Raw genomic sequence first — 20,892 nt, 5'->3', positions numbered from 1 at the left:
CTGGCTAGATCCTTACGAAAACGAAAGAATAGATGCTCCTATCCGACATACTTATGTCATCACAGCGTGTGATCGCCACTGATCACACGGCACAGTTGACGTATTGGGAGACGCAAGATGTCGACAACGCTCGAACCACGACCAACGATGACAAAATCCACCGGGACAGCATCTCAGGTGAAACCAACTGGTGTGGCGACAGAATGGTGGGATCGGGCTTACTTTGAACAAGGCCCGACCTCGATGGATAAACTGATCTCACGGGATGCGACGTGGGAGGAAGTGATTGGATCCGCCGAGAAAGACCTGATTGACGCGTTTGCTGTGGGCGGGATGAACCTTCTGTCAACGGGCAGCGTGGTTGAAATCGGCTGCGGAATAGGACGCCTTTCCCACGCGCTGGCCCGTCGATCCTGTTATGTCTATGGGCTGGATATTGCTCCGCGTCTGCTGGATGAAGCACGGGCCAAGCAAACATACCCCAATATCCGCTATCACCTGCTGGATGGTACGGGCCTGATCACACCAGAACTTAACGAGTCGATCCGGCTTGATGGTCACTCGGGGGGGATTCAAACAGTTTTTTCTTATGAAGTCCTCTACTACGTTCCGGCCCCATTGCTGAAAAAATACTTTTCTGATGCTCACAAACTCCTGGCTCCTGGAGGAGAACTCGTCTTTCAACTGAATTGCGAGCCGATCAGTCGGCGTACAAAACTGGGATTCAAGTTACGTGATGGCTTGTATGCTTGCGGGATCACTCAATGGCGTGGTTGGCCAACTCATCCCGATTTTCGCCGGCTGGTTCATCCCGAATTAGAAGTTCGCTCCTGGCTGCTAGATGCAGGATTTGAGAACATCACCTCTTGCGGAACTTTGAGGCAAAAATGGTTCCGTGGAATCAAGCCCTGATTTTTAACTGTGGCAATGCACTAATTCTCAATTTTTCAGACGAAGTCGATTTGAAAAACAAAAGCTGAAAGCATTGTCGAACAGGGTGGCTATCCCGGATTTCTCACAGCGCAGCATAAACGAGACGCCTGGATTTGCGTAAAGTGTTGTTACCACACAACTCACCACGCCAGCACAAGGACGTCTCGTCATGACAGAGTGTAACACGCAGCAGCTGCTCTTTCAGCACCACGATCGCCGGGAAGTGGTCGCTGATTTTGACGGCGGGAAGATCACTTCCGATGCCGGGGGGCTCTTACTCCGCGAAGTCGAAGAGCGGTTCGGCATCGTCCGCCAGTTGGCCGGGTGTTTCACCGATCATCGCGATGAAGAACTCATTGAATTCACCGTGGAAGAACTCCTGCTCCAGCGGGTGATGGGGCTGGCTTTGGGGTATGAAGACCTCAACGATCACGAACAACTTCGCCATGATCCTCTCCTGGCGCTGCTCTGTGGACGAAAGGATATCACTGGCCACAATCGCCTCCATCCACAAGATCACGGCAAGCCGCTGGCGGGCAAGAGCACGCTCAACCGGCTGGAACTCACACCGCCCGGAGCCAGTGCGAAAAGTCGCTACAAGAAGATTGTCGCCAGCATCGACCAGTTGCAGGAAACGCTGGTCGATATCTTCATTCGGATGAAGGCCAAACTGTGCGTACCGCCAGAACTGATTCTCGACTTCGACGCCACAGACAACCCCATTCACGGCGATCAGCTTGGCAAGTTCTTTCACGGGTACTACCAGAATTATTGCTACCTGCCGCTGTACTGTTTTTGTGATGGCTGGCCGCTCCTGGCCTTACTCAAACCCTCGAATATCGACGCCTGTGCGGGCACCGTGGAGGCCTTGGCGAAGATCGTTCCCAAGCTGCGTGCTGCCTGGCCTCAGGTGCGGATCATTGTGCGTGGAGACAGCGGCTTCTGTCGCGAAGCGATCCTGCACTGGTGTGAACAAAACCGCGTGGATTATGTCTTCGGCCTGGCCAAGAACAAGAGATTGCTGAACATCATCGGGAAAGAATTGCACGAGGCGCAAGCTCTGTTCGAGCAGACTCAGGCCTCTTCCCGGGTGTTCAAAGACTTTGAGTATCGCACCCGGAAAAGCTGGTCGCAGGCCCGCCGGGTGGTGGGCAAGGCTGAGCACTTATCGAAAGGGAGCAACCCCCGGTTCGTGGTGACGAGTCTGCCGGAAAGACGCATGGCTGCCCGGCCGCTATACGAGGATCTGTATTGTGCTCGCGGCGAGATGGAGAACCGGATTAAAGAACAGCAGTTGTTCCTGTTCGCCGACCGCACGAGTACCCACGCCATGCGCAGTAATCAGTTGCGGGTGCTGTTCTCGACCATGGCGTATGTGCTGCATAAAGCGCTCAAGGAGTTCGGCCTGAAAGGCACGTCGCTGGCGACAGCTCAGGTCAACACGATTCGGGCCAGGCTGCTCAAGATCGGTGGACGAATCAGTGTGAGTGTGCGACGGGTGGTGCTGTCGTTGTCGCAGGCGTATCCGTATCAGGCGCTGTTCCGAGAGATCCTTGGCAACCTCCGGCGTCAGGAACGGACACCTCTGCGAGTGTAACCAGCCTATGGCTTAGAAATCAGGAGTTTGCCAAGGCCTCTTCGGTCGAAGACCTGTTTCGACAGCGAAGAGCGGGGAGAAGTTCTGCGCTGAGCAGAGTAAAAAACCATGAACCCGCCGGAAATCCGTTGCAATTCCGCTCCGCGATCACGAAATCCCCAACGATCGGCCCCCACCAGCCCTCCAACCGATTACCAACCAGCAAAAAAACACCACCCCCACGCCCTGGTGAGATATCCGGGCTATGATCGTGTAAGGAATGTCGATGGGCGACGCTCGAACTGTGGACAGTTGAGCAGAGACCAGTGGCTTTCCTGCTCAAAGCAATCTTCTCTGAAGATTTGCATGAACTCGTTTCTGAGGGAGTGTGTCACTTTCGGGAGTGGGTCGGGCGGGAGCAGAGCCTTTCGATCGTTGTTTACTGGAAATGCTGTGCCTTATTTGCTGTTCATGCTGATTTGCACCGTCTGGGGTGGCAGCTTCATTTTGATGAAGAAAGCGAACCCGGTTTTTGACATGTTCACAATTGGTGCGTGGCGTGTCGCTGGCGGAGCGATCGCGCTGGCTTTGATCTATGCGGTGCTGGCTCCCCAGCGAACAATGAAAAAGGAGCATTGGAAGCCCTTTGCTGTTGTCACGTTCCTTGCCTTCACGTGGCCATATGTCATTCAGCCCTGGCTCGTCGAACGGAATGACAGTTTTATTGTGGGTGGCTGCGTCAGTCTCAATCCGCTGATCACAATGTTTATTGCCATCCCTATTCTGGGGGTCTGGCCTAGCCAGCGGCAGTTTGTGGGTGTGCTGGCTGCCCTGCTTTTTCTGACCATTCTCTTTGCTGGCGAAGTTCAGAAGAGCCTGCCGCTGCTGGATCTGATGCTGCTTCTCTCGATTCCTGCAGGGTATGCGGTGGCGAATGTCATTATCCGTCGCTCGTTGAAGACTGTGAATCCTCTGGAATTGACGCTGGGAGCGCTGGTTTGCTCGTCAACGGTTTTGCTTCCATTGGCTGGGTTCACGGAATCTGTGGCTGAAGGGGCGACTTTGGTTGACCTCTCCCTGGCCATTGGCTCGATCGCCATTCTGGGTGTTGCCGGCACGGGCCTGGCCATGTATGGCTTTAATATTCTGATCCGGGATCAGGGGCCACTCTTTGCGGGGATGGTCACAAATCTGGTTCCACTCTGGGCTTTTTTCTGGGCCTGGATGGACGGCGAGATGTTGACCGCTCTCCAATTTACTTGCCTCGTGGGAGTGCTGATTTCCGTGCTGGTGGTGCAGTATCGGGCCGCTGAAAAGCCGGTATTGTCACCGATCATCCCGACACCCGCCTCTCAGCCACTGGCAGGACGGGAAGCCATTAGCGAACAAGCCGAAGGGGTTGATTCTTCAGGAGCGCTGCCTGAGGTTTCCCTGCCGATCGATTCAAGAACAGAGTTGCGACCAGAGAGATTGGTGAGAGCTAAAGTCACGTCGTGAATTCCTGTCTGACAGTTCCAGCGATCTTGCCGGTTGGTTGCAGCCATTTGATGGAACTGGCAAGAAGCTCCCCGACTGCTCCACGTGAAGCAGGCTTTGGGCGGAGAAACTTGGCATGATGGTTCCACAAAGTTCCCTCAGCTTTTTGGCCAAAGTGGTGCTGTTATGACATTCCCAATGCTTCCGTTGAGTTATTGCACGAACGTCCATCCTGCCGCCACGTTGCAGGAAGTGATCAGCGGCCTCGACACGTTTGCGCTGCCGATTCGTGAAGCCAGCGGGAACGAGCTGGCTGTGGGCTTGTGGTTACAAAACTCGGTAGTGACGGAACTCATCGAAGATCCCGAAGCGGTCAGCACGCTGAAAGAGGCTTTGAGCAGCCGCCAGCTTGTTTGCTATACATTGAATGCTTTTCCGTATGGAGATTTTCATTCGGAGCAGGTCAAGGATCAGGTTTATCTTCCGGACTGGTCGTCGCCGAAGCGATATCAATACACGCTGGCCTGTGCCAAAGTGCTGGCCGAGTTGCTGCCTGAAGATCTTCAGGGGAGCATCTCAACGATGCCATTGGCTTATAAGCCTCATGAGCCGACGGGCGATTTTGTCAGCATCTGTATTCGTCAGTTGTTAGATCTGGCAGTGGCCCTGGATGATTTGCATGATTCCAGCGGTCGTCTGATTCGGATTGCCATCGAGCCTGAACCGCTGTGCCAGTTGGAAACCACCGACGAAGCAGTGCAGTTCTTTGGCCAATTGTTTACACAGGCAGAAGCGAGGGGCATCGAAGGGATCGCGCGGCAGCATCTGGGATTGTGCTACGATGTGTGCCATCAGGCTGTTGAATTTGAGGCCGCTGGGCAGGCCATTGGTCAGATTGAGCGGGCAGGGATTCGGATCAATAAAGTTCATCTGAGCTGCGCCATTGATGTTCGTAATCCCCTTCAAGCCGACGTTCAAGAGGCTCTCAAAAGCTATATTGAGCCGCGATATATGCACCAGACCATCGCCCGCTGTGTTTCGGGAGATCGGCAGGAGAGTGGTTTTGTGAGGTTCAGTGACCTGTCGGAAGAATTTCTGGCGTCACCGCCCTTAGAATTTAAGGAAGCGAACAGTTGGCGTGTGCATTATCACGTGCCCATTTCTGAAAAAACGCTGGGGCCGCTTTTTACCACACGAGCCGACCTGGATGACGCCTTGTCTGCGGTGAAGCAATTGCCCTATGCTCCTCATCTGGAAGTGGAGACATACACCTGGAATGTCATGCCCGGCCAACCACGAACAGAGGCCGTCATTGCAGGTCTCGCCAGGGAATTGCAGACCGCCCATACGCTGATTAATCCGTCATAAATTCGTGGCGTTGCAGCTATTTCCCCAGCCAGGCATGCCATGTACGAGCGTTTGGCTGAGAAGTGGCGAGAACAGTTGTGTTCTGCAAGTCGAGGGCTGGATTGCTCCGACTGACAACATGGCACGCACATGACCACAGCCGCTTTGGCCAGTGCAGCGTCACATGAAGATGTGCCAGAAGTGTGCCCCGCCCAGTAATCCTATTCGGGGAAACAAGGCGCTCGTATCTTCCTGTTTCATCGGCAATTATCATCAAATTTTAATCATATGAGATCGTGTTGTCAGGCAAGATTTGTATATTCAAACGTCCCAAAGGCATGCCATTGCCTGCCGGTGGATGTTCAAAACGTCCTTAGCTTTTAAAAATTGATTCGACTTTATTCAGAGGCTGACAGGTTCGTTCGATGCCAGTTTCAGCACCAGAAGCGAACATTACATCCAGCAGTACCGAAGCCGATTCAAATTACTCTTCGCGTCCTCGGGCATTGGTTCTGGCCAGCCTGTTTGCCGGTGTCTGTGTCATTCTTCATTTTTTCTGGGTGAGTGAAGGCTGGTACAAGCCTTTGGTGGATGGCCACGCGTTTCGTGAAACTCAAACAGCACTCAACGCACAAAGCTTGAAAAATGGTGTTCCCCTGGTGGAATACGAAACCCCAGTGCTGGGGCCGCCATGGCGAATTCCCTTTGAGTTTCCACTCTATCAGTGGTGCGTCGCCTGGCTGAGTCAAACGACGAACTGGCCCCTGGTTTCATGCGGCCGAATCGTAGGTTTGGCTTTTCTGTGGTTAACCGTTTTGCCACTTAATGTTGTACTACGCCACCTGCAAGTCAAACTGACATGGCGTATTGTCACGCTGGGACTCTTTCTCGCAAACCCATTACATTGTTACTGGGGCAAAGCCTTTCTTATTGAATCCACCGCACTATTCCTTTCGATTTCCATGTGGGCAATGGCACTCCTCGCGTTACGCAAGCCGCACTGGTTGTTATTCGCTGGTATCGCTAGCAGTATGGCTGGTGCTGTCAAGTTAACAACGGTCGCCGTTTATGTTGTCGCTTTAAGCTTAACATTACTGATGGATTACATCCGTAATCGCCCACACTATCGACAATGCCTCTGGCCACTATTTATCTTGGCAATTGTAGCAGTAAGTGCCTACTTAACGGGAAAATGGTGGACAAACTATTCCGACCTCGTTAAATCCCGCATGTTGATTTCCAGTTTGTATACATCAACGGCCCTGGAAGGGTGGAACTTCGGCACGTTGGATCAGCGGTTATCTACGGCAACATTTCTCCGCATCTGGTGGTTCAATATTGAATTTGGGATTGGCAGCCCTGCATTAGTCACAATGGTGGTACTGCTGCTGGTCACTCGCCAGTCTCGCCTGACAGGATTAATATTGATTATGGCAGCAATGTCTGGCCACATCCTGTTTACGAATCTGTATTTCCAGCACACGTACTACTGCATGGCCAGTCAAACGTTGCTCGTGATGGCTTGTGGGGTGGCGATTGCTAGTGGTTTCTCGTTTCCCTCAAGATGGCGATGGTGCGGGCCTGCGGTTGCCCTTGTGACACTCATGTCATTCGTGTTTGTGCAATTGACTGCCTATCGACCGATCATCGATCAACTGAATGAAGACTCTCTGTTGACTGCGGAATCTTGCCGCGATTGCTGCGAAGAAGACAAGCTGATTGTTCTCACGGGAGTCAATGGGTGGGATCCAACGATCCCGTTTCACGCAGGACGCCGTGCCATCTGTGCTGTTAATGCACCTGATGAAGCGTATGACCAACTGTTCGGGCAACTCAAGGATCATTCCGTTGGTGCTCTGGTACTTATCGATAGCTCGTTGTCATCACCGCATGTCAATGGATTAAAATGGTTGAAGGCTAACTTTGAGGAAATCGCGAAGCACCATGCAATCGATCAGGCCCCAGTGATCGGCCCGGGGCCACTCACGATCTACACGACTCGGGAGCGTGCTCAGTTAATCGATCTCATGCATACGGCAGAAAAACAGATTGAACAACGGAACTATAGCAAGGCCAGCCAGCAGCTCCAGGCTGTTATTCAAGTGATTCCGAAAAGTATTCGTGCCCGCAGGCTACTCGCATTAGCGGCCATGGGGTCAGGGCAAGCCGACGAGGCTCTGGAGCACATTCAAGTCATGCGCACTTCTGACACCAAGATGCCGTCAGTTTTCATATGGAATATCGAACAACTGCTGGCAATCATTCAAGCGAAAACAACACGCCAGGAGTCCATCCAACGGTTTGCAATCGAACTGGAGGACAATCTTGCTGCCTGGAAGTTACTGACACCCAATAATAGTCAATTCTTGATGGTTCAAGAATATAGCAGGCCATTTCTTCGACATTAAATATGATGTACCTGAGTGAATCGATACTGCTGACTACTTAAAGTCACGTTTTGATAGATCCCGGTGAGTGCCGTATCACGGGACTTGCAAAGCATGAGTGTCCTCTGGTGATTTCAGCTGACGCTGCCTTAGAGTTTTTTTGCTCCCGGCCAACAGATTCTCACCATCCGGCGACTGCACCACTTTCGCCATCAACATCATTCAGGAGCGACGAATGATGTTGATGGCGGTATCATGGAGGAGGTTTTCAACCTGGTGGGGAGAGTGTGGGAATGCACGCAACGGAGTTTCTGGCAGAGAAAGAGGTGTCGCCTGCTCCCGTGGTGATCATCACCGGGACACAATGGAAATTGCGGCAGAGTGTGCTTTCACGGATTGTCGATGTCGCCCTAGGGGGCGACGATGCGTCGCTGATGAAGGTGGCGGGCAAAACGGCTGATTGGCCGAACGTTCGCGATGAGCTTTCCCTGGTTTCGATGTGGGGGGATAAGCGACTGGTGCTTATCGAAGAAGCCGATGACTTCGTGTCAAAGTTTCGGGCGCAGATTGAAAAATACTTTGACCAGCCTGCGAAAAAATCGATTCTGCTGCTGGAAGTCAAAACTCTTCCCAAGACCACGCGCATTGCCAAGCTGTGTGCCGCTAAAGGGCTGGAGATTGATTGCAGTGAGCTGAAAGGGATGGCTCTGACCAAATGGCTCACCGCCACTGCCAAAAACCAGTACGGCAAAACGATTTCTCGTGATGCATTGGCTCTGCTGGTGGAGTTGGTTGGAGACGATTTGGGGACTTATGAACAGGAACTCAGCAAGCTGTCTTCCTTTGTCGGTGCTCGTCCGCAGATCGAGCTGGACGACGTGAAAGGGATGGTTGGTGGCTGGACGACTGAAACCACCTGGAACATGACCGATGCGGCCCGCGATGGGAATCTGGCTCGTGCTCTGGCGTGTCTGGAAGATCTTTTGCGGGCCAATGAAGCACCACAAAAGCTTCTGGGGGGGGTGACGTTCGTTTTTCGGAAGCTGGCCGTTGCCGCCGAGCTTTCCCGCAATATGCCGCTGGGTCAGGCCATGAAAGAGGCCGGTGTGTTCCCCCGCGACCAATCCGCCGTCGAAGCCTATTTTCGCAGGATTGGTCGACCGCGAGCCGATCAGCTCTATCAAATTCTGCTTGAAGCTGATGTGGGGTTGAAAGGGGCCAGTAAGCTGCCTGATCGGGTTCAGATGGAAAAACTGCTGGTTCAACTCGCGGGCAAGTAATCGTTTTGTCCTGATAGATCTGATCGGTGGGAGATCGTGACCAAGGCAAGACTGATGGCCTTTGCGGATCGCGAAGGGTGCTGTTCCTTCAGAGACAAGTTACCATCGTGGGGACAAGAATCCCTCGAAGCGCTGGTGAGGAAAAGTCATGATGGCAGGGCGGTTGAAGATTCGCGGGGCAAAATGCGTGCTTCCTTCAGGAACACGACTGGCCGATGTGCTGGTTGAGAATGGCAAGATTCTTGACATTGATCCTCCCGCGACCGCTGCGGCAGAGCGTGTGATTGATGCTCAGGGGCTGCATTTGCTTCCCGGTGTGATTGACGATCAGGTTCATTTCCGTGAGCCTGGGCTGACACACAAGGAAGATCTGGCCACCGCTTCGTGGGCCTGTGCCAAGGGGGGGGTGACGACCTTTTTTGAAATGCCCAACACGAAGCCGACGACGACGACGGTTGAGCGTCTGCATGAGAAATTAGCCCTCGCGGCGACCAAGTCGGTTGTTAATTATGGGTTCTATCTTGGCGCCACTCCAACCAATCTGGACGAACTGAAAGCGGCTCGGCGAACTCCGGGCATCAAGATTTTTATCGGTTCCAGTACGGGCGATCTGTTGGTGGATGAGCAGGCGGCTTTGGAGCAGATTTTCGCGGAGACCACGCTTCCTTTGTGCGCTCACTGTGAAGATGAAGCGACAGTTCGTGCGAATGCGGCTCGCCTGAACGGTGGGGCACAGATTTCCGATCATTCGCTGATCAGAGATCATAAAGCCGCCGAGATTGCGACTCGTCGCGCGCTCGATCTGGCATTTCGTCATCAGCATCGGTTCCATGTGCTGCATGTTTCCACGGCGATTGAAACTGAAATTGTCCGCGATCATCGCCAGCTGATTACGGCAGAAGCTTGCCCGCATCATCTCTTTTTCACGGTGGATGATTATCCACGATTGGGTTCGTTGATTCAGATGAATCCTTCGATCAAGACGAAGGACGATGCCGCTGCACTCTGGCAGGCACTCAACGATGGACGTATTCAAGTGATCGCTACGGATCATGCTCCGCATACGCTGGAAGAGAAGCGGCAACCTTATCCCAAGTCGCCATCGGGATTGCCGGCGGTGGAAAATTCACTGGCCCTGATGTTGGATGCTGCTCATCGGGGATTATGCACGGTCGACCAGGTGGTGAGCTGGATGTGTGATGCCCCTGCCCGAGTGTGGGATGTGGTGGGGAAAGGCCGTATTTCGCCGGGGTATGATGCGGATCTGGTGCTGGTGGATCTTCAAAAATCACAGACCATTCGGAATGAAGACCAATTGACCAAATGTGGCTGGAGTCCCTGGGCTGGCACCACACTGACCGGGTGGCCTGTGATGACGTTTGTTGGTGGAGAGCTGGTTTTTGCTGATGGCCGGGTGGATATTGAGCATCGCGGCTGTGAAGCCACCTTCGATCACTCCCGCGGCGGTTACTGGGGGAACCGGTAAAATTCTTCACTGCCCCTGTCCAACACAATTGAGTCAGAGACGGTCTTGCCAAAGACATACTGATCATGAGTGATCAATTGGTGTGCTAAGTGGTCAATGATTCGCCTGTCAGTCGCTCGTAGGCTTCGAGATACTTGTCTCGAGTTTGTGCGACCACCGTTTCGGGCAATGGGGGCGGGGGAGAATTTTTATCCCAGGGCTGTTGTTCCAGCCAATCACGGACAAACTGCTTATCGTAGGATGGCTGGTTTTTTCCGGGTTGATATTGATCCAGAGGCCAGAAACGCGAACTGTCTGGAGTTAACACTTCATCGATCAAAATGATCTGGCCTTCGAGCAGTCCAAATTCAAACTTGGTATCAGCCAGAATAATGCCTCGGGTTCTGGCGTAGTCAGCGGCACGTTGATAAATCGACAAGCTCAGGGTTTTGAGTTTTTCTGCCAGGTCATTCCCAATCGCCTGCTGCATCTGTGCGAACGAGATGTTCTCGTCGTGCCCGCTTTCCGCTTTTGTGGCTGGTGTAAAAATCGGCTCGGGAAGCTGGTCGCATTCCTTCAGGCCGGCAGGAAGTGGAATTTGACAAACGGTTTGTGACTGGCGGTATTCTTTCCAACCACTCCCCGCCAGATACCCTCGTACCACACATTCGATAGGGACAACCTGCGTTTTCTTGACGACAAGGCTCCGTCCTTCCAGTGATTTCAAATCTGTTCCTTCTGGAAGAGGCAATGAACCCGGATCAGTGGAAACCAGATGATGAGGGACTCCCAGAAAATCAAACCAGAAGCAACTCATCTTTGTTAGCAGCTTGCCTTTGTCGGGAATGCCTGTGGGAAGAACCCAGTCGAAGGCGCTGATGCGATCGGTGGCGACGAAAAGGAGTTGATCGCCAAATTCGTAAACATCACGAACTTTCCCCTGGCGGGGCTTCAATCCGGGAAGATGGCTCTCCAGAACGGGCTGAGACGCAGAAGAGAGGGAATTGGGGTGATGGGTCGTCATATTTGCGGCTTTTTTGAAGGACGTGCAGCGAGGATACGAGGGTTGTGACCAGTTAATTTTCCACTTGCGGTGAGAAATGACTCTTACATCACTCCTTGTCAGTCCTGCGAGGCAGAACATCTCACTTTCAATCGGGCAGGGTACAATCGATCATGGTCTGGCATTCAGCAGACATTGGAAAGTCTCCGTCAGCATGGCCACTGCTTGAACCGTCTGCCAGCGAGGACTAGACTTTTTAACGTGGTCTGGAGTTTAGGAAAAAACATGGGATAGAATGAACCTGGTGGAATCATGCCATTTTATCCCATGGGTTATTTGTTCTGGCGAATTCAAAAGTACCAAATCGTTCTTGCCCCCATTTCAAAGTTCCCTGCCGAGCTTCGTTCAAAAGCAGCATGCAGAGCGAGATTCAGCCAGTAGAGGATGATTGATGGGGTTGATGCGTTTTATTGTTTCCTCTGAAGAATTGCTTAAGGACTGGCCCGAGGTTTATCGCGGGTTCCTGGCAGGGGCTGATGGTCGGATCTTTCCTTCGCGTATGGAGATCGATGGCCAGATCGTCGGCTGCCGTCGTAATTCCTCGGAAAGTGGAAAGTTCCACGTCGCCTGGCCTGTTGAAGGGCATGGTCGCCAGTTGCTGGCCACGGGATCACTTCCTGAGAGAAATGAACCCTACAATCTGGCACTGGAACTGGCTCGCGGGAAGATTGTGCAGATTCGAGATCAAGCCGCTCAGTGGGAGCTGGTCGGATTGCGCATTCCCGATAAATACCGGGGATTGCTTCGTAACGCCCAGGCCCTGTTTCGACAGGCGGCACTTCAAGACGATGTGTCGACAGTTTCTTCAATCGCGACGGAGGCTATTAACGCCGCTTGCGATGCGGCATTAGAGTTGAGCACCAGTTATTCACGTCAGGCTCTGGCCAGTCGCCAGCAACGGTATCCTCATTTACCCGCTGTGCTGGGTGTTGAACTTGAGCACGCGGCCCCTTCGGAGAGCTGGTCTCAAATTGTCAGTCCGTTTCGGTCAGCCAGTTTGCGGGTCTCCTGGAAAGAAGTCGAACCGACTGAAGGAGAGTATCTTTGGGAGTTGTCTGATCAGCAGCTTGCCTGGTGTGAAGAACGGAAGATGGTCGTACGTGCCGGGCCGTTGCTGGATTTTGGCAACGATGGTTTGCCACGCTGGCTGGTGCCCTGGGAACACGATCCCTTCAATCTTCAAAGTTTTATCTGCGATTTTATTGAAACTGCCATGCTGCGTTACCAGGGGCGGGTGCGTCTTTGGGAAATTGCAACGCGGATCAACACCGGTGGCGCGATAACCCTTCCTGAGGATCAACGACTGGCACTGCTGGCGAGGGTACTTGATATTGCCCGTCAGGTCGATGAAGAAAGTCAACTCATTCTGCGTGTTGATCAACCTTGGGGCGAGTATATGGCCAAGGGGCAGCACCGCCTTTCACCGATTCAAACGGTCGACGCACTTGTCAGATCGGGTGTGGGATTGAGTGGGGCGAACCTTGATATCTCGATTGGATATCATCCTTCATCGACCATTCATCGGGATTTGCTCGATTTTTCGCGGCTGATTGATCAGTGGGGAGCGCTCGGGATTCCGCTCTACGTGACGTTGTCCTGCCCGTCTTCCACGACGAAAGATTTAGAGACTACAACCGAGATCGAGGTGGATCAGCGGTTATGGAACAATGGCCCCAGCGAAGCCCGGCAAGCTCAATGGGCGATGGAGGTCATCCAATTGCTGATCGCCAAGCCAGCGATTGTGGGAGTGACCTGGCGACATCTCAGCGATGCGACGCCTCATTCTTTACCACATGGCGGGTTGTGGAACAGCGAGGGCCAACCCAAAGAAGTTTTCAAACAGCTTCTGACCCTCACGTGACAAGCCTTTCTCTTTCGCGATTGTTGGAGAGAGCAGCAGTTTCTGCAGATGCGATGAAACCGATGGCTCTTATCGTGAGCCATGTCGCATGTCCATCAACCGGTAATTCTTGCGACTGCCAGGCCATGAGAAATTGGTAGCACGCCCGCGTTTTGGCAGTTTTTGCCACAATTGTCGGGGAGCACATCCAGATATTTTTTCCTTGGTGTGGCTTCTATTAAAGACGGTGAACGCCAAATTGGCATCGCGCAGATCTCACGGGTTTCCCCCTGTTTGAGTTTTCCGGATGTGTCGAAATGCCTGATATTGACGTCACAAACTCTCAACCCGCTGTCGGGTACAGGCCGAATAAACAGGACAAGTGCGAATAGCGTCAAAGTCGCTACGCCCGATACCAAAGGTCGCTTTGGTCGATCGCACGTGTTGCAGCCATGAACGACGACTCGATCTGGCAGGATGCTGGAGCAGCCGATGAACGTTTTAACGAAACGATTCCTGTGTGGTTTGGCAGTGTGCGGCGCCGTAGCCGGACAAGCCCAAGCGCAGGAGACCGGAACTGTCCGAATTTCGGATGATTTTTCACCCGAGGTTCGTGATTCAGAAGTTCCGGGGGTGGCCACATTCTCGGCTCCCAGTCCCGAGCCTGCCCCTTACGGGGTCGCCCGAACACCTGGAAATCAGGTGCCTCCGGGGTTCCGTACCGTTGATGAGATTTTCAATCCCATCTTCCGCGTTGATGCCCGTGGTGGCCAGTTATATGGCTATGACGAAGGCTATACGAGCATCAGTGGGTTTCTCCCCTACTTCACCGATGAAAACTCGTTGATCTTCACCGACATTCGCGGTCTGATGACCAATGGCGGCAAAGGTGGTGCCAACGTCGGTGTGGGTTACCGCAAGTATGTCCCTGAATTCGACCGGATCTTCGGTGTTTCGGGTTGGTACGACTTTGACAACGGGCATCGTCAAGCCTTCAATCAGCTTGGTATCAGCTTTGAATCGATTGGCCGTTACCTTGACTGGCGCGTCAACGGTTACCTGCCGGTTGAAGACAATGAGCTGATTTCGGATTCCATTATTGGTGCAGGCGGATTCCAGGATAACTTCATCCTGTTGAACCGCGGCCGTCAATTTGACAGTGCCTATAAAGGCTTCGATACCGAAGTCGGGGGGCCATTCCCGATTCTTGGCCGCTACGGAATGAGCGGCTATGTCGGGATGTATTATTACGCGAACACCGATGTCGGTAGCTTTACCGGCGTGAGCGGTCGTTTCCAGCAGCGTGTGAATGAAGATCTGACGATCAACGTCACGATCACAGATGACCATACCTTTGGAACGAACGCTCAGATTCAGATCATTGCCGATATTCCCAATGGCTTCCCCAGCCGCTGGGCACGGGAAAAGCCGGTTCGTCAGCGACTGCGTGATCCTGTGATGCGTAACTATCGCGTTACAGTTGAAGAACGACTGATCGTCACTCAAGAAGTTGCGATTGATCCCGAGGATGGTAATCCCTACTTCGTGGCTCATATTGATCCCAATCTGATCGGCCCCGGAGACGGTACGTTCGAGAATCAGTACGGAAGTCTGCTCGATTACACCAATCTCCAGGCAAACAAAGGGGATGTCGATTTCATCTACGTCCGCCCTCGAGCTGATGGCACCAGCACAAACCTGGACACCGGCATCACGCTGATTAATCCTGTTGCAGGAAATGACACTCAGCGGCTCTGGAGCACCAGTGTCGAGCACACGGTCGCCATTGATGCTTCTCAGGGCGGTGGAACATTCATTCTTCCCGGCTACACAGGCCCTGGGAGTGTACTCCCTGTGCTGACTAATACAGCACCGGGGAATGTTGTCACGCTGACCGCTGGTGATGGCGAGTTCGATATTTCGGGCTTCGACATCCAGTCCCGGCCCGGTACCAATGGCATTGCTGGCCTGAATAACTTCGACGTTCGCATTGATCGCAACGTGATCAGCGGCGGCGCCAACGGTGTCTTTCTGGATAATTTGACCGGAACGGGTGACTTCGGTAGCCAGTTCACTGAGAACACCTTCCGCAATAATTCGGTCGATGGTGTGCATGTCAGATCCAATGGTGCGCTGGAAGTTGCTGTCTCGGACAACTTTGCTTTTGGCAACGGCGATGATGGTTTTGAAATGGTTTCCACCGCTGGCGGCACCATTTCGGGGTCATTGGTCAATAACAGCACGGTGGGAACCACTCGCAATGGTGACGACGGATTTGTGCTGAGAGCCGAAGGCGGAAATCTCAATTTCAATAATCCTGCCAATGGATTCCTGATTACTGACAACATCTTCTCAGAAAACAACGGCGACGGTCTGGCGATTGAGATCTCAGCTGCTGGGGGAAATGTTGACGCCGGGATTTATAACAACACGTTTGCCAACAATGGCGATGGGGTGCCAGCGACTGATTCCAATGGCTTGCACTTTGAAGCTCTCGCGGGGACTGCCAACCTGATTATCGGGGCCACGGATGCCAGCAACCAGTTTACGGGCAACGAGAATGCTGGTCTGTTCCTGGAGACCGCCGGTTCTGCGGACCTGACTGCGGTTGTGGTTGGAAATACGGCGACGGAAAATGAAAACGGGTTCATGTATTCGGCCGGAGGTGCCGCTGGCTCGCCAGTGATGCAGGTGAGTTCTGCTGACAACATTGCGACTCAGAACTCGGCAGCCGGGATTGCGATTCGGGGCAGCAACGAAGGGCAGATGGACTTCCTGAGCAACCGTGACAACACGGGCAGTTCCTCCGGCTTCAATACCGGTGACGGGGTCAATATCGCTCTTACTAATAACTCAATTGTGGATGCCTGGTTCAATAACCTGACCAGCAGTTTCAATCAGGGTGATGGTCTGGACGCAAGTGCCACAAACACCTCGTTCCTGACATTGACTGTTGCCAGCCCGGATGACCCGAACTTTAATGAACTCCCACAGCCGCCTGGAAACCAGTCGACATTGGATAACAATGCCAATGGTATTGTGCTGAATTCAAGGATCAACTCGCGTATCCTGGCCAACTTCGATCAAGTGGCGGCTCGTGTGAATACCGGGGATGGTCTCCAGGCCAATCGGTTTGATGCGTCACTGATGACGGTGAACGTTACTGACTCCAATACTGCGAACACCCGACTGTCGACCTTTTCACAAAACCTGGATGACGGTATTTCGTTCAACTACACTGGTAGCGGCCCCGGAGATATTAACCAGCCACTTTCGGGCACGCCGAATGAGCTGTACATCAGCGATACGCAGGTCAACAGCAATACTGGAAATGGTCTGGAGACTGTCGGCAATGCCGATGCGATGCTGATTGCCACTGTCATCTCCTCGACATTCAATCAGAATATCCAGAACGGCGTGAGCGTCACCACACTCAATGGTTCGCAGTTCGGTGATTCCCTGGGACTGAACCGCTCGGTGTTTGATAATGTTGACGTCAATGGAAACGGCGTCAACGGCATCTTCTTCTTCGCAGAAGATGGCATCGGTGTTGAATCCGATATCTTTGCCCAGATCTCTGCAATCGATGGTGCCACAAACATCTCGAATAACCTCACCGGTTCCGGGATTGCTGTCGAAGCCTTGGGTTATGCCGATATTCTTGTGGTCGGCGACGGAGCATTGGGCGGCCCAGAAACGCTTATCCAGAACAACGCGCTGGATGGGATCGGTGCTGATGTTGACACTGGTGGTGTGATCATCAGTGTCTACGATGCTACGATCGGTGGGTCGACTCGGGCACTAGGTAATAAGCGAGATGGTATCCGGGCCAACGTGATTGCTGATGGCTATGCGGTCATCAATGTTGGTGTCGGCGGTCTCGACACTGTCGTTCAGAACAACCTGGGTGACGGTATCAATCTGGTTGTGGGGCAGGACTTGCCGGAGGGTAATGATCCAGTGGTCACAGGAACCCTTGGTTCCGGGGGCCTCTATCTCAACAATGCCGATATCCTTGACAATGGTTTAGACGGTATTAACGTTACGACCAGGGCTCGTGAAACTTCAACCGCCCCCTTGTTGCCGAATGACCTCGAAGTCATTATCGCCAACGGCAGTGTGATTGGAGGAAATGGGGACGAGGGGATTGAATTCGATCTTCGCGGTAATAACGAAAACTTTATTGTCATCGATAGTTCAACGATTCAGAACAATGGCGGGAACGGAGTCCTGTTCAACGCTGATGCAGGTGCTGGCGATTTCCGCAGGCTGCAAGGCAACTTTGCCGATGCACCGCCAGCCACCGTTTATAACCCGAACAACGTGCTCCCCGGGCAAAATAATGCTAACGGTGTCTATAACCCCGCAGGAGGTGGCAGCGCCATTGGCACGACGATCGATAACGTGATTTTCAGCCCGTTCATGAATCTGGAAACACGGAACAATACTTACTTCCAGTTCACGAACAATACCGTTCAGTTCAACGGGGCCGCTGGAGACGAACTGGCTGGAGGCGATGGTCTGTTCATGCGGATCAGCACCTCGTCTTATGTGCAGGCTGATGTCAGCGGGAACACCTTCACTGGCAACCTGTTGTCCGACTTCCGAACGGCGTCGTTCCTACGAACGTCATCTGTCGGCGGGGGGGCAGTCGACAAACCGGCCACTCCGCCTCCTGTCACAGCCCCAGCACTTGATACGGTCTATCTCGACGACACGGCTCAACTTGATCTGCGGTTCTTTGGAAACACTGGAAGCAGTATCAATAATGGTAACCCATTGTATCCATCTGAGTTTGCGATCCAGGAATACGAAGCGACACTTGATCCGTTCACTGGCCCGAATTACAACCCGAATCGACTGGTGCAACTGTTCCAGGTCAACGAAGGTGGCAACAGCTTTAATGGCACCTTTGGGCCTCAAAACGTTCCGCTCAACTTCTCGCTGGCGAACTTCAGGTTCAGTTCTGGCTGGCCGAATCCTACGTTTCCACTGGACTACGACGCTTCGCCAGGCAACCCGTTTACGCCATAACCAGTTGGCGGTATGAGTGCAGTGCAAGGCCATCGGGAGTGAGTCCCGGTGGCCTTGTGCCATTTTTGAGGTGCTGTGTTTCTTGAAGCGATGTTTTATACGAATCGCCACTTGAAATAGCGCGTTGACGATCGCAATAACATGCTTGCCCCCCAAAGCTGCAAGCATGGCACACAGAGCGCTATTTCCAATGGGAATGCGTATTACTGGAAAGCAGATTACGGTCGATGTTCTGCCAGAACTTTGGCTTTGAGTTCCTCTGCTTTGGCAATCGTCTGGTCAGGGTTGGCCTTGGCTTTTCGTTCGCAGCTCTTACAGCAGATGAACACCGCCTGATCATTGATCATCAACTTGGGAGGTGTGCCCATTGATCCCAGTGGTTCGCTGGAAACGGCACAGTAACCCTGAGCTTCAGCTAAGAGGCGGTCTTCAGCACTCAGCGAAGCCAGGCTCGTTTCGATTTCTGAGGGATCGTTACTGATGATGGCATGAGAGTTGGCGGCGGGCATTGTGGGGGCAGGGCTTTGTGCCGCACCACACCCGAAGCTGAACAGGGACAACGCTGCCAGCAGTCCCCGTGATTCGATTTTCAAGATTCTCATCATCGTTCCTTCAAGAAATGGGGACGTTGTTATTGGGCTGGTACACTACACCGGAACAGGCTTGCTCAAAGCCGCTGTCTTTTATCCATCACTTACCTTGAGCCGTACGACTTGGCTCAATGAGTCAAGACTTTTCAGATCGTGAGGATGCGGCCCCTCCCACCATTTCCACAATGTTGCTTGAAGTCGATTCTCTTGCAAGTCGTGGTTGTGATGCCCGGGAATGGCTATCATCGGGGGATGAAACGCTCCTTGTTTGTTCATCTTGTGCCGCAGTTGTTTGCTCCTTCCGAAGTGGCTGGGGGGATCGTCGTCGTTCTCGACATTCTGCGTGCCTCCACCACGATGGTGCATGCTTTGGAGAATGGTGCCAAAGCGATTATCCCGGTGGCGGATGTGGAACAGGCACGGGCGGTGGCAGCGGCCCTGCCCCAAGGAAGCTCTCTGTTGGGAGGTGAGCGCGAGGGAGTGCTCATCAGCGGTTTTGATCTCGATAACAACCCGTTTGCTTATACTTCTGAAAAAGTGGCCGGCAAGACCATTGTCTTTACGACTTCCAATGGAACAGCGGCTCTTGAACACTCCAAAGCGGCTTCCCGGATTCTCATTGGTGCGTTTGTAAATCTCTCGGCGGTGGTGAAAGAGTTGCTGGCTGTGGACGCGCCTGTTCATCTGGTTTGTGCGGGAACTCGCCGTAAAGTTTCGATGGAAGACGCACTGTGCGCGGGAGCCATCGCTCAAAAGCTGCTGGAGTTGTCTCCCTCCGGAACCTTTGATCAAACAGACGATCAGTTGCAGTTGGTGTTGCCTGCTTACAGAAATTGCTCTCAAGACTCAGCGACATTCAACCAGGCGGTTCGCGGCAGCTTCGGTGGACGCAATTGTCTGCGGCTGGGATTTGAACAGCAGGTCGACCGAGCCGCGATGCTGGATTTGTTTTGCTCAGTCCCGGAGTTCAATGCGGCTACCGGCCAGATTACGATTGAGTGACTTTGGTTGATATTCTGTGGTCGATGGGAATTTCAATCCCGCTGGCAGTGACTTCAGGGGCGGCCTGCGGCTTTGGTTGAAGTGACTTATGTCATGAGAAAGTCGAGGAAAAGGGTGGCTGGCTCTGGACTCAGGTTTTTCGCATCATAGAATGTGAAAAACTGTTTGTGCTTTTTATTCTGAGGATGGATTGTGAGCGACCGACTCGACGAGCTGTATGACGATTACATTCTCGACCACTTTGAGTCGCCCTACCATAGCGGGAATCTGGACTGTGCGACTTGTTCACATACAGATCGTAATCCGCTCTGCGGTGATCAGGTGACGCTGCAATTAAAACTCAGTGGTGATGCTGTTGAAGAAGCGTGGTTTCATGGGAGAGGCTGTGCCATCAGCCAGGCAGGCGCTTCGATTCTCTGCGAGCATATCGAAGGGAAATCAGTTGATGAACTGCGACAGATGCAAGGGCAGGACATGCTCAATCTGCTGAAGGTGCCTTTGACGGCGAGTCGGCAGAAATGCGGATTACTGGCTTTCAAGGTCCTGAAGACGCTGGTTTACTCCCATGAAGAAACTGCCAAGTCTGGGGAAACACAGGCGCCGTCTTCTGCACCGGTCAACCACCCCCGCTAGTGCCGTGTCACGGCTTCGTCTTCGGGTTGATGTCGCCGCAACGTCCTCCGTTGTCGGACTTAACAACAGAAGAGACCCGAATTTTATACTTTGACAACGCACTAGTGGTACGACCACTTTGTCCTGACAGGTTATTGAACTTGTCCGCAGGCTCGCTGGCCTGCTCATCACCCACTGCTTAACCTGTCAAATCAGGATTGAAGCTCCACTAAGATTGGCAGAGATTGCGCAACACGTCGGGTATTATTGGCCGACATGATTCACTC

At 53.0% G+C, this 20,892-nt stretch carries 13 protein-coding genes; 11 read left to right on the top strand and 2 right to left on the bottom strand.

Annotated features, from left to right (window positions below; translation table 11 throughout):
• The first annotated feature begins 117 nt into the window (after window positions 1-117).
• The 7 genes from SH287x_RS14625 to SH287x_RS14595 all read left to right on the top strand — a co-directional run bounded on the left by SH287x_RS14625 (window position 118) and on the right by SH287x_RS14595 (window position 10,485).
• Window positions 118-912 carry a class I SAM-dependent methyltransferase gene (locus tag SH287x_RS14625; RefSeq protein ID WP_479515072.1) on the top strand — a complete coding sequence of 265 codons (795 nt, stop codon included), beginning with the start codon at window positions 118-120 and terminating at the stop codon, window positions 910-912.
• Window positions 913-1,102: 190 nt separating this feature from the next.
• On the top strand, window positions 1,103-2,530 hold the full coding sequence (locus tag SH287x_RS14620; protein WP_479515071.1) for an IS1380 family transposase: 1,428 nt from the start codon (window positions 1,103-1,105) through the stop codon (window positions 2,528-2,530).
• A 432-nt stretch (window positions 2,531-2,962) separates the two neighbouring features.
• On the top strand, window positions 2,963-4,006 hold the full coding sequence (locus SH287x_RS14615; protein ID WP_479515069.1) for a DMT family transporter: 1,044 nt from the start codon (window positions 2,963-2,965) through the stop codon (window positions 4,004-4,006).
• 165 nt (window positions 4,007-4,171) lie between these two features.
• Complete coding sequence (eboE, locus tag SH287x_RS14610) at window positions 4,172-5,353, top strand: metabolite traffic protein EboE (RefSeq protein WP_479515067.1); 1,182 nt, start codon at window positions 4,172-4,174, stop codon at window positions 5,351-5,353.
• Between the two features lie 404 nt (window positions 5,354-5,757).
• Complete coding sequence (locus tag SH287x_RS14605) at window positions 5,758-7,740, top strand: hypothetical protein (protein ID WP_479515066.1); 1,983 nt, start codon at window positions 5,758-5,760, stop codon at window positions 7,738-7,740.
• Between the two features lie 272 nt (window positions 7,741-8,012).
• Window positions 8,013-8,999, top strand: coding sequence for a DNA polymerase III subunit delta (gene holA / locus SH287x_RS14600; protein WP_479515065.1), 987 nt, complete (start codon window positions 8,013-8,015; stop codon window positions 8,997-8,999).
• A gap of 151 nt (window positions 9,000-9,150) precedes the next feature.
• The gene (locus SH287x_RS14595) at window positions 9,151-10,485 is read left to right on the top strand and encodes a dihydroorotase (RefSeq protein ID WP_479518712.1); all 1,335 of its coding nucleotides are present in this window, start codon (window positions 9,151-9,153) and stop codon (window positions 10,483-10,485) included.
• Window positions 10,486-10,570: 85 nt separating this feature from the next.
• Here the strand turns inward: SH287x_RS14595 and SH287x_RS14590 are convergent, their stop codons facing one another.
• The gene (locus tag SH287x_RS14590; protein WP_479515064.1) at window positions 10,571-11,488 is read right to left on the bottom strand and encodes a phosphoribosylaminoimidazolesuccinocarboxamide synthase; all 918 of its coding nucleotides are present in this window, start codon (window positions 11,486-11,488) and stop codon (window positions 10,571-10,573) included.
• Window positions 11,489-11,918: 430 nt separating this feature from the next.
• Between SH287x_RS14590 and SH287x_RS14585 the strand changes: the two genes are divergently transcribed.
• Together SH287x_RS14585 and SH287x_RS14580 are read left to right on the top strand one after the other, a co-directional pair.
• Window positions 11,919-13,388, top strand: coding sequence for an endo-1,4-beta-xylanase (locus SH287x_RS14585; RefSeq protein ID WP_479515063.1), 1,470 nt, complete (start codon window positions 11,919-11,921; stop codon window positions 13,386-13,388).
• A 471-nt stretch (window positions 13,389-13,859) separates the two neighbouring features.
• Window positions 13,860-18,401: a hypothetical protein gene (locus tag SH287x_RS14580; RefSeq protein ID WP_479515062.1), complete on the top strand. Its 4,542-nt coding sequence runs from the start codon at window positions 13,860-13,862 to the stop codon at window positions 18,399-18,401.
• A 218-nt stretch (window positions 18,402-18,619) separates the two neighbouring features.
• Here SH287x_RS14580 and SH287x_RS14575 read toward each other — a convergent pair whose 3' ends face one another.
• Window positions 18,620-19,006, bottom strand: coding sequence for a hypothetical protein (locus SH287x_RS14575; protein WP_479515061.1), 387 nt, complete (start codon window positions 19,004-19,006; stop codon window positions 18,620-18,622).
• Between the two features lie 177 nt (window positions 19,007-19,183).
• Here SH287x_RS14575 and SH287x_RS14570 point away from each other — a divergent pair, with 177 nt between their 5' ends.
• Window positions 19,184-19,993, top strand: coding sequence for a 2-phosphosulfolactate phosphatase (locus SH287x_RS14570; protein WP_479515060.1), 810 nt, complete (start codon window positions 19,184-19,186; stop codon window positions 19,991-19,993).
• Window positions 19,994-20,185: 192 nt separating this feature from the next.
• A complete protein-coding gene (locus SH287x_RS14565) occupies window positions 20,186-20,626 on the top strand; it encodes an iron-sulfur cluster assembly scaffold protein (protein ID WP_479515059.1) in 441 nt (146 codons plus the stop codon).
• Window positions 20,627-20,892 lie beyond the last annotated feature (266 nt).

Source organism: Planctopirus sp. SH287 (assembly GCF_056500625.1).
This window is presented reverse-complemented; position numbering and strand designations above follow the sequence as displayed.

What these genes read in the sequence shown, in the direction of transcription:
- eboE (WP_479515067.1), top strand. Translation starts at nt 4,172, where the DNA reads ATGACATTCCCAATGCTTCCGTTGAGTTATTGCACGAACGTCCATCCT.
- SH287x_RS14620 (WP_479515071.1), top strand. Translation starts at nt 1,103, where the DNA reads ATGACAGAGTGTAACACGCAGCAGCTGCTCTTTCAGCACCACGATCGC.
- SH287x_RS14575 (WP_479515061.1), bottom strand. Translation starts at nt 19,006, where the DNA reads ATGATGAGAATCTTGAAAATCGAATCACGGGGACTGCTGGCAGCGTTG.
- SH287x_RS14605 (WP_479515066.1), top strand. Translation starts at nt 5,758, where the DNA reads ATGCCAGTTTCAGCACCAGAAGCGAACATTACATCCAGCAGTACCGAA.
- holA (WP_479515065.1), top strand. Translation starts at nt 8,013, where the DNA reads ATGCACGCAACGGAGTTTCTGGCAGAGAAAGAGGTGTCGCCTGCTCCC.
- SH287x_RS14595 (WP_479518712.1), top strand. Translation starts at nt 9,151, where the DNA reads ATGGCAGGGCGGTTGAAGATTCGCGGGGCAAAATGCGTGCTTCCTTCA.
- SH287x_RS14625 (WP_479515072.1), top strand. Translation starts at nt 118, where the DNA reads ATGTCGACAACGCTCGAACCACGACCAACGATGACAAAATCCACCGGG.
- SH287x_RS14580 (WP_479515062.1), top strand. Translation starts at nt 13,860, where the DNA reads ATGAACGTTTTAACGAAACGATTCCTGTGTGGTTTGGCAGTGTGCGGC.
- SH287x_RS14590 (WP_479515064.1), bottom strand. Translation starts at nt 11,488, where the DNA reads ATGACGACCCATCACCCCAATTCCCTCTCTTCTGCGTCTCAGCCCGTT.
- SH287x_RS14585 (WP_479515063.1), top strand. Translation starts at nt 11,919, where the DNA reads ATGGGGTTGATGCGTTTTATTGTTTCCTCTGAAGAATTGCTTAAGGAC.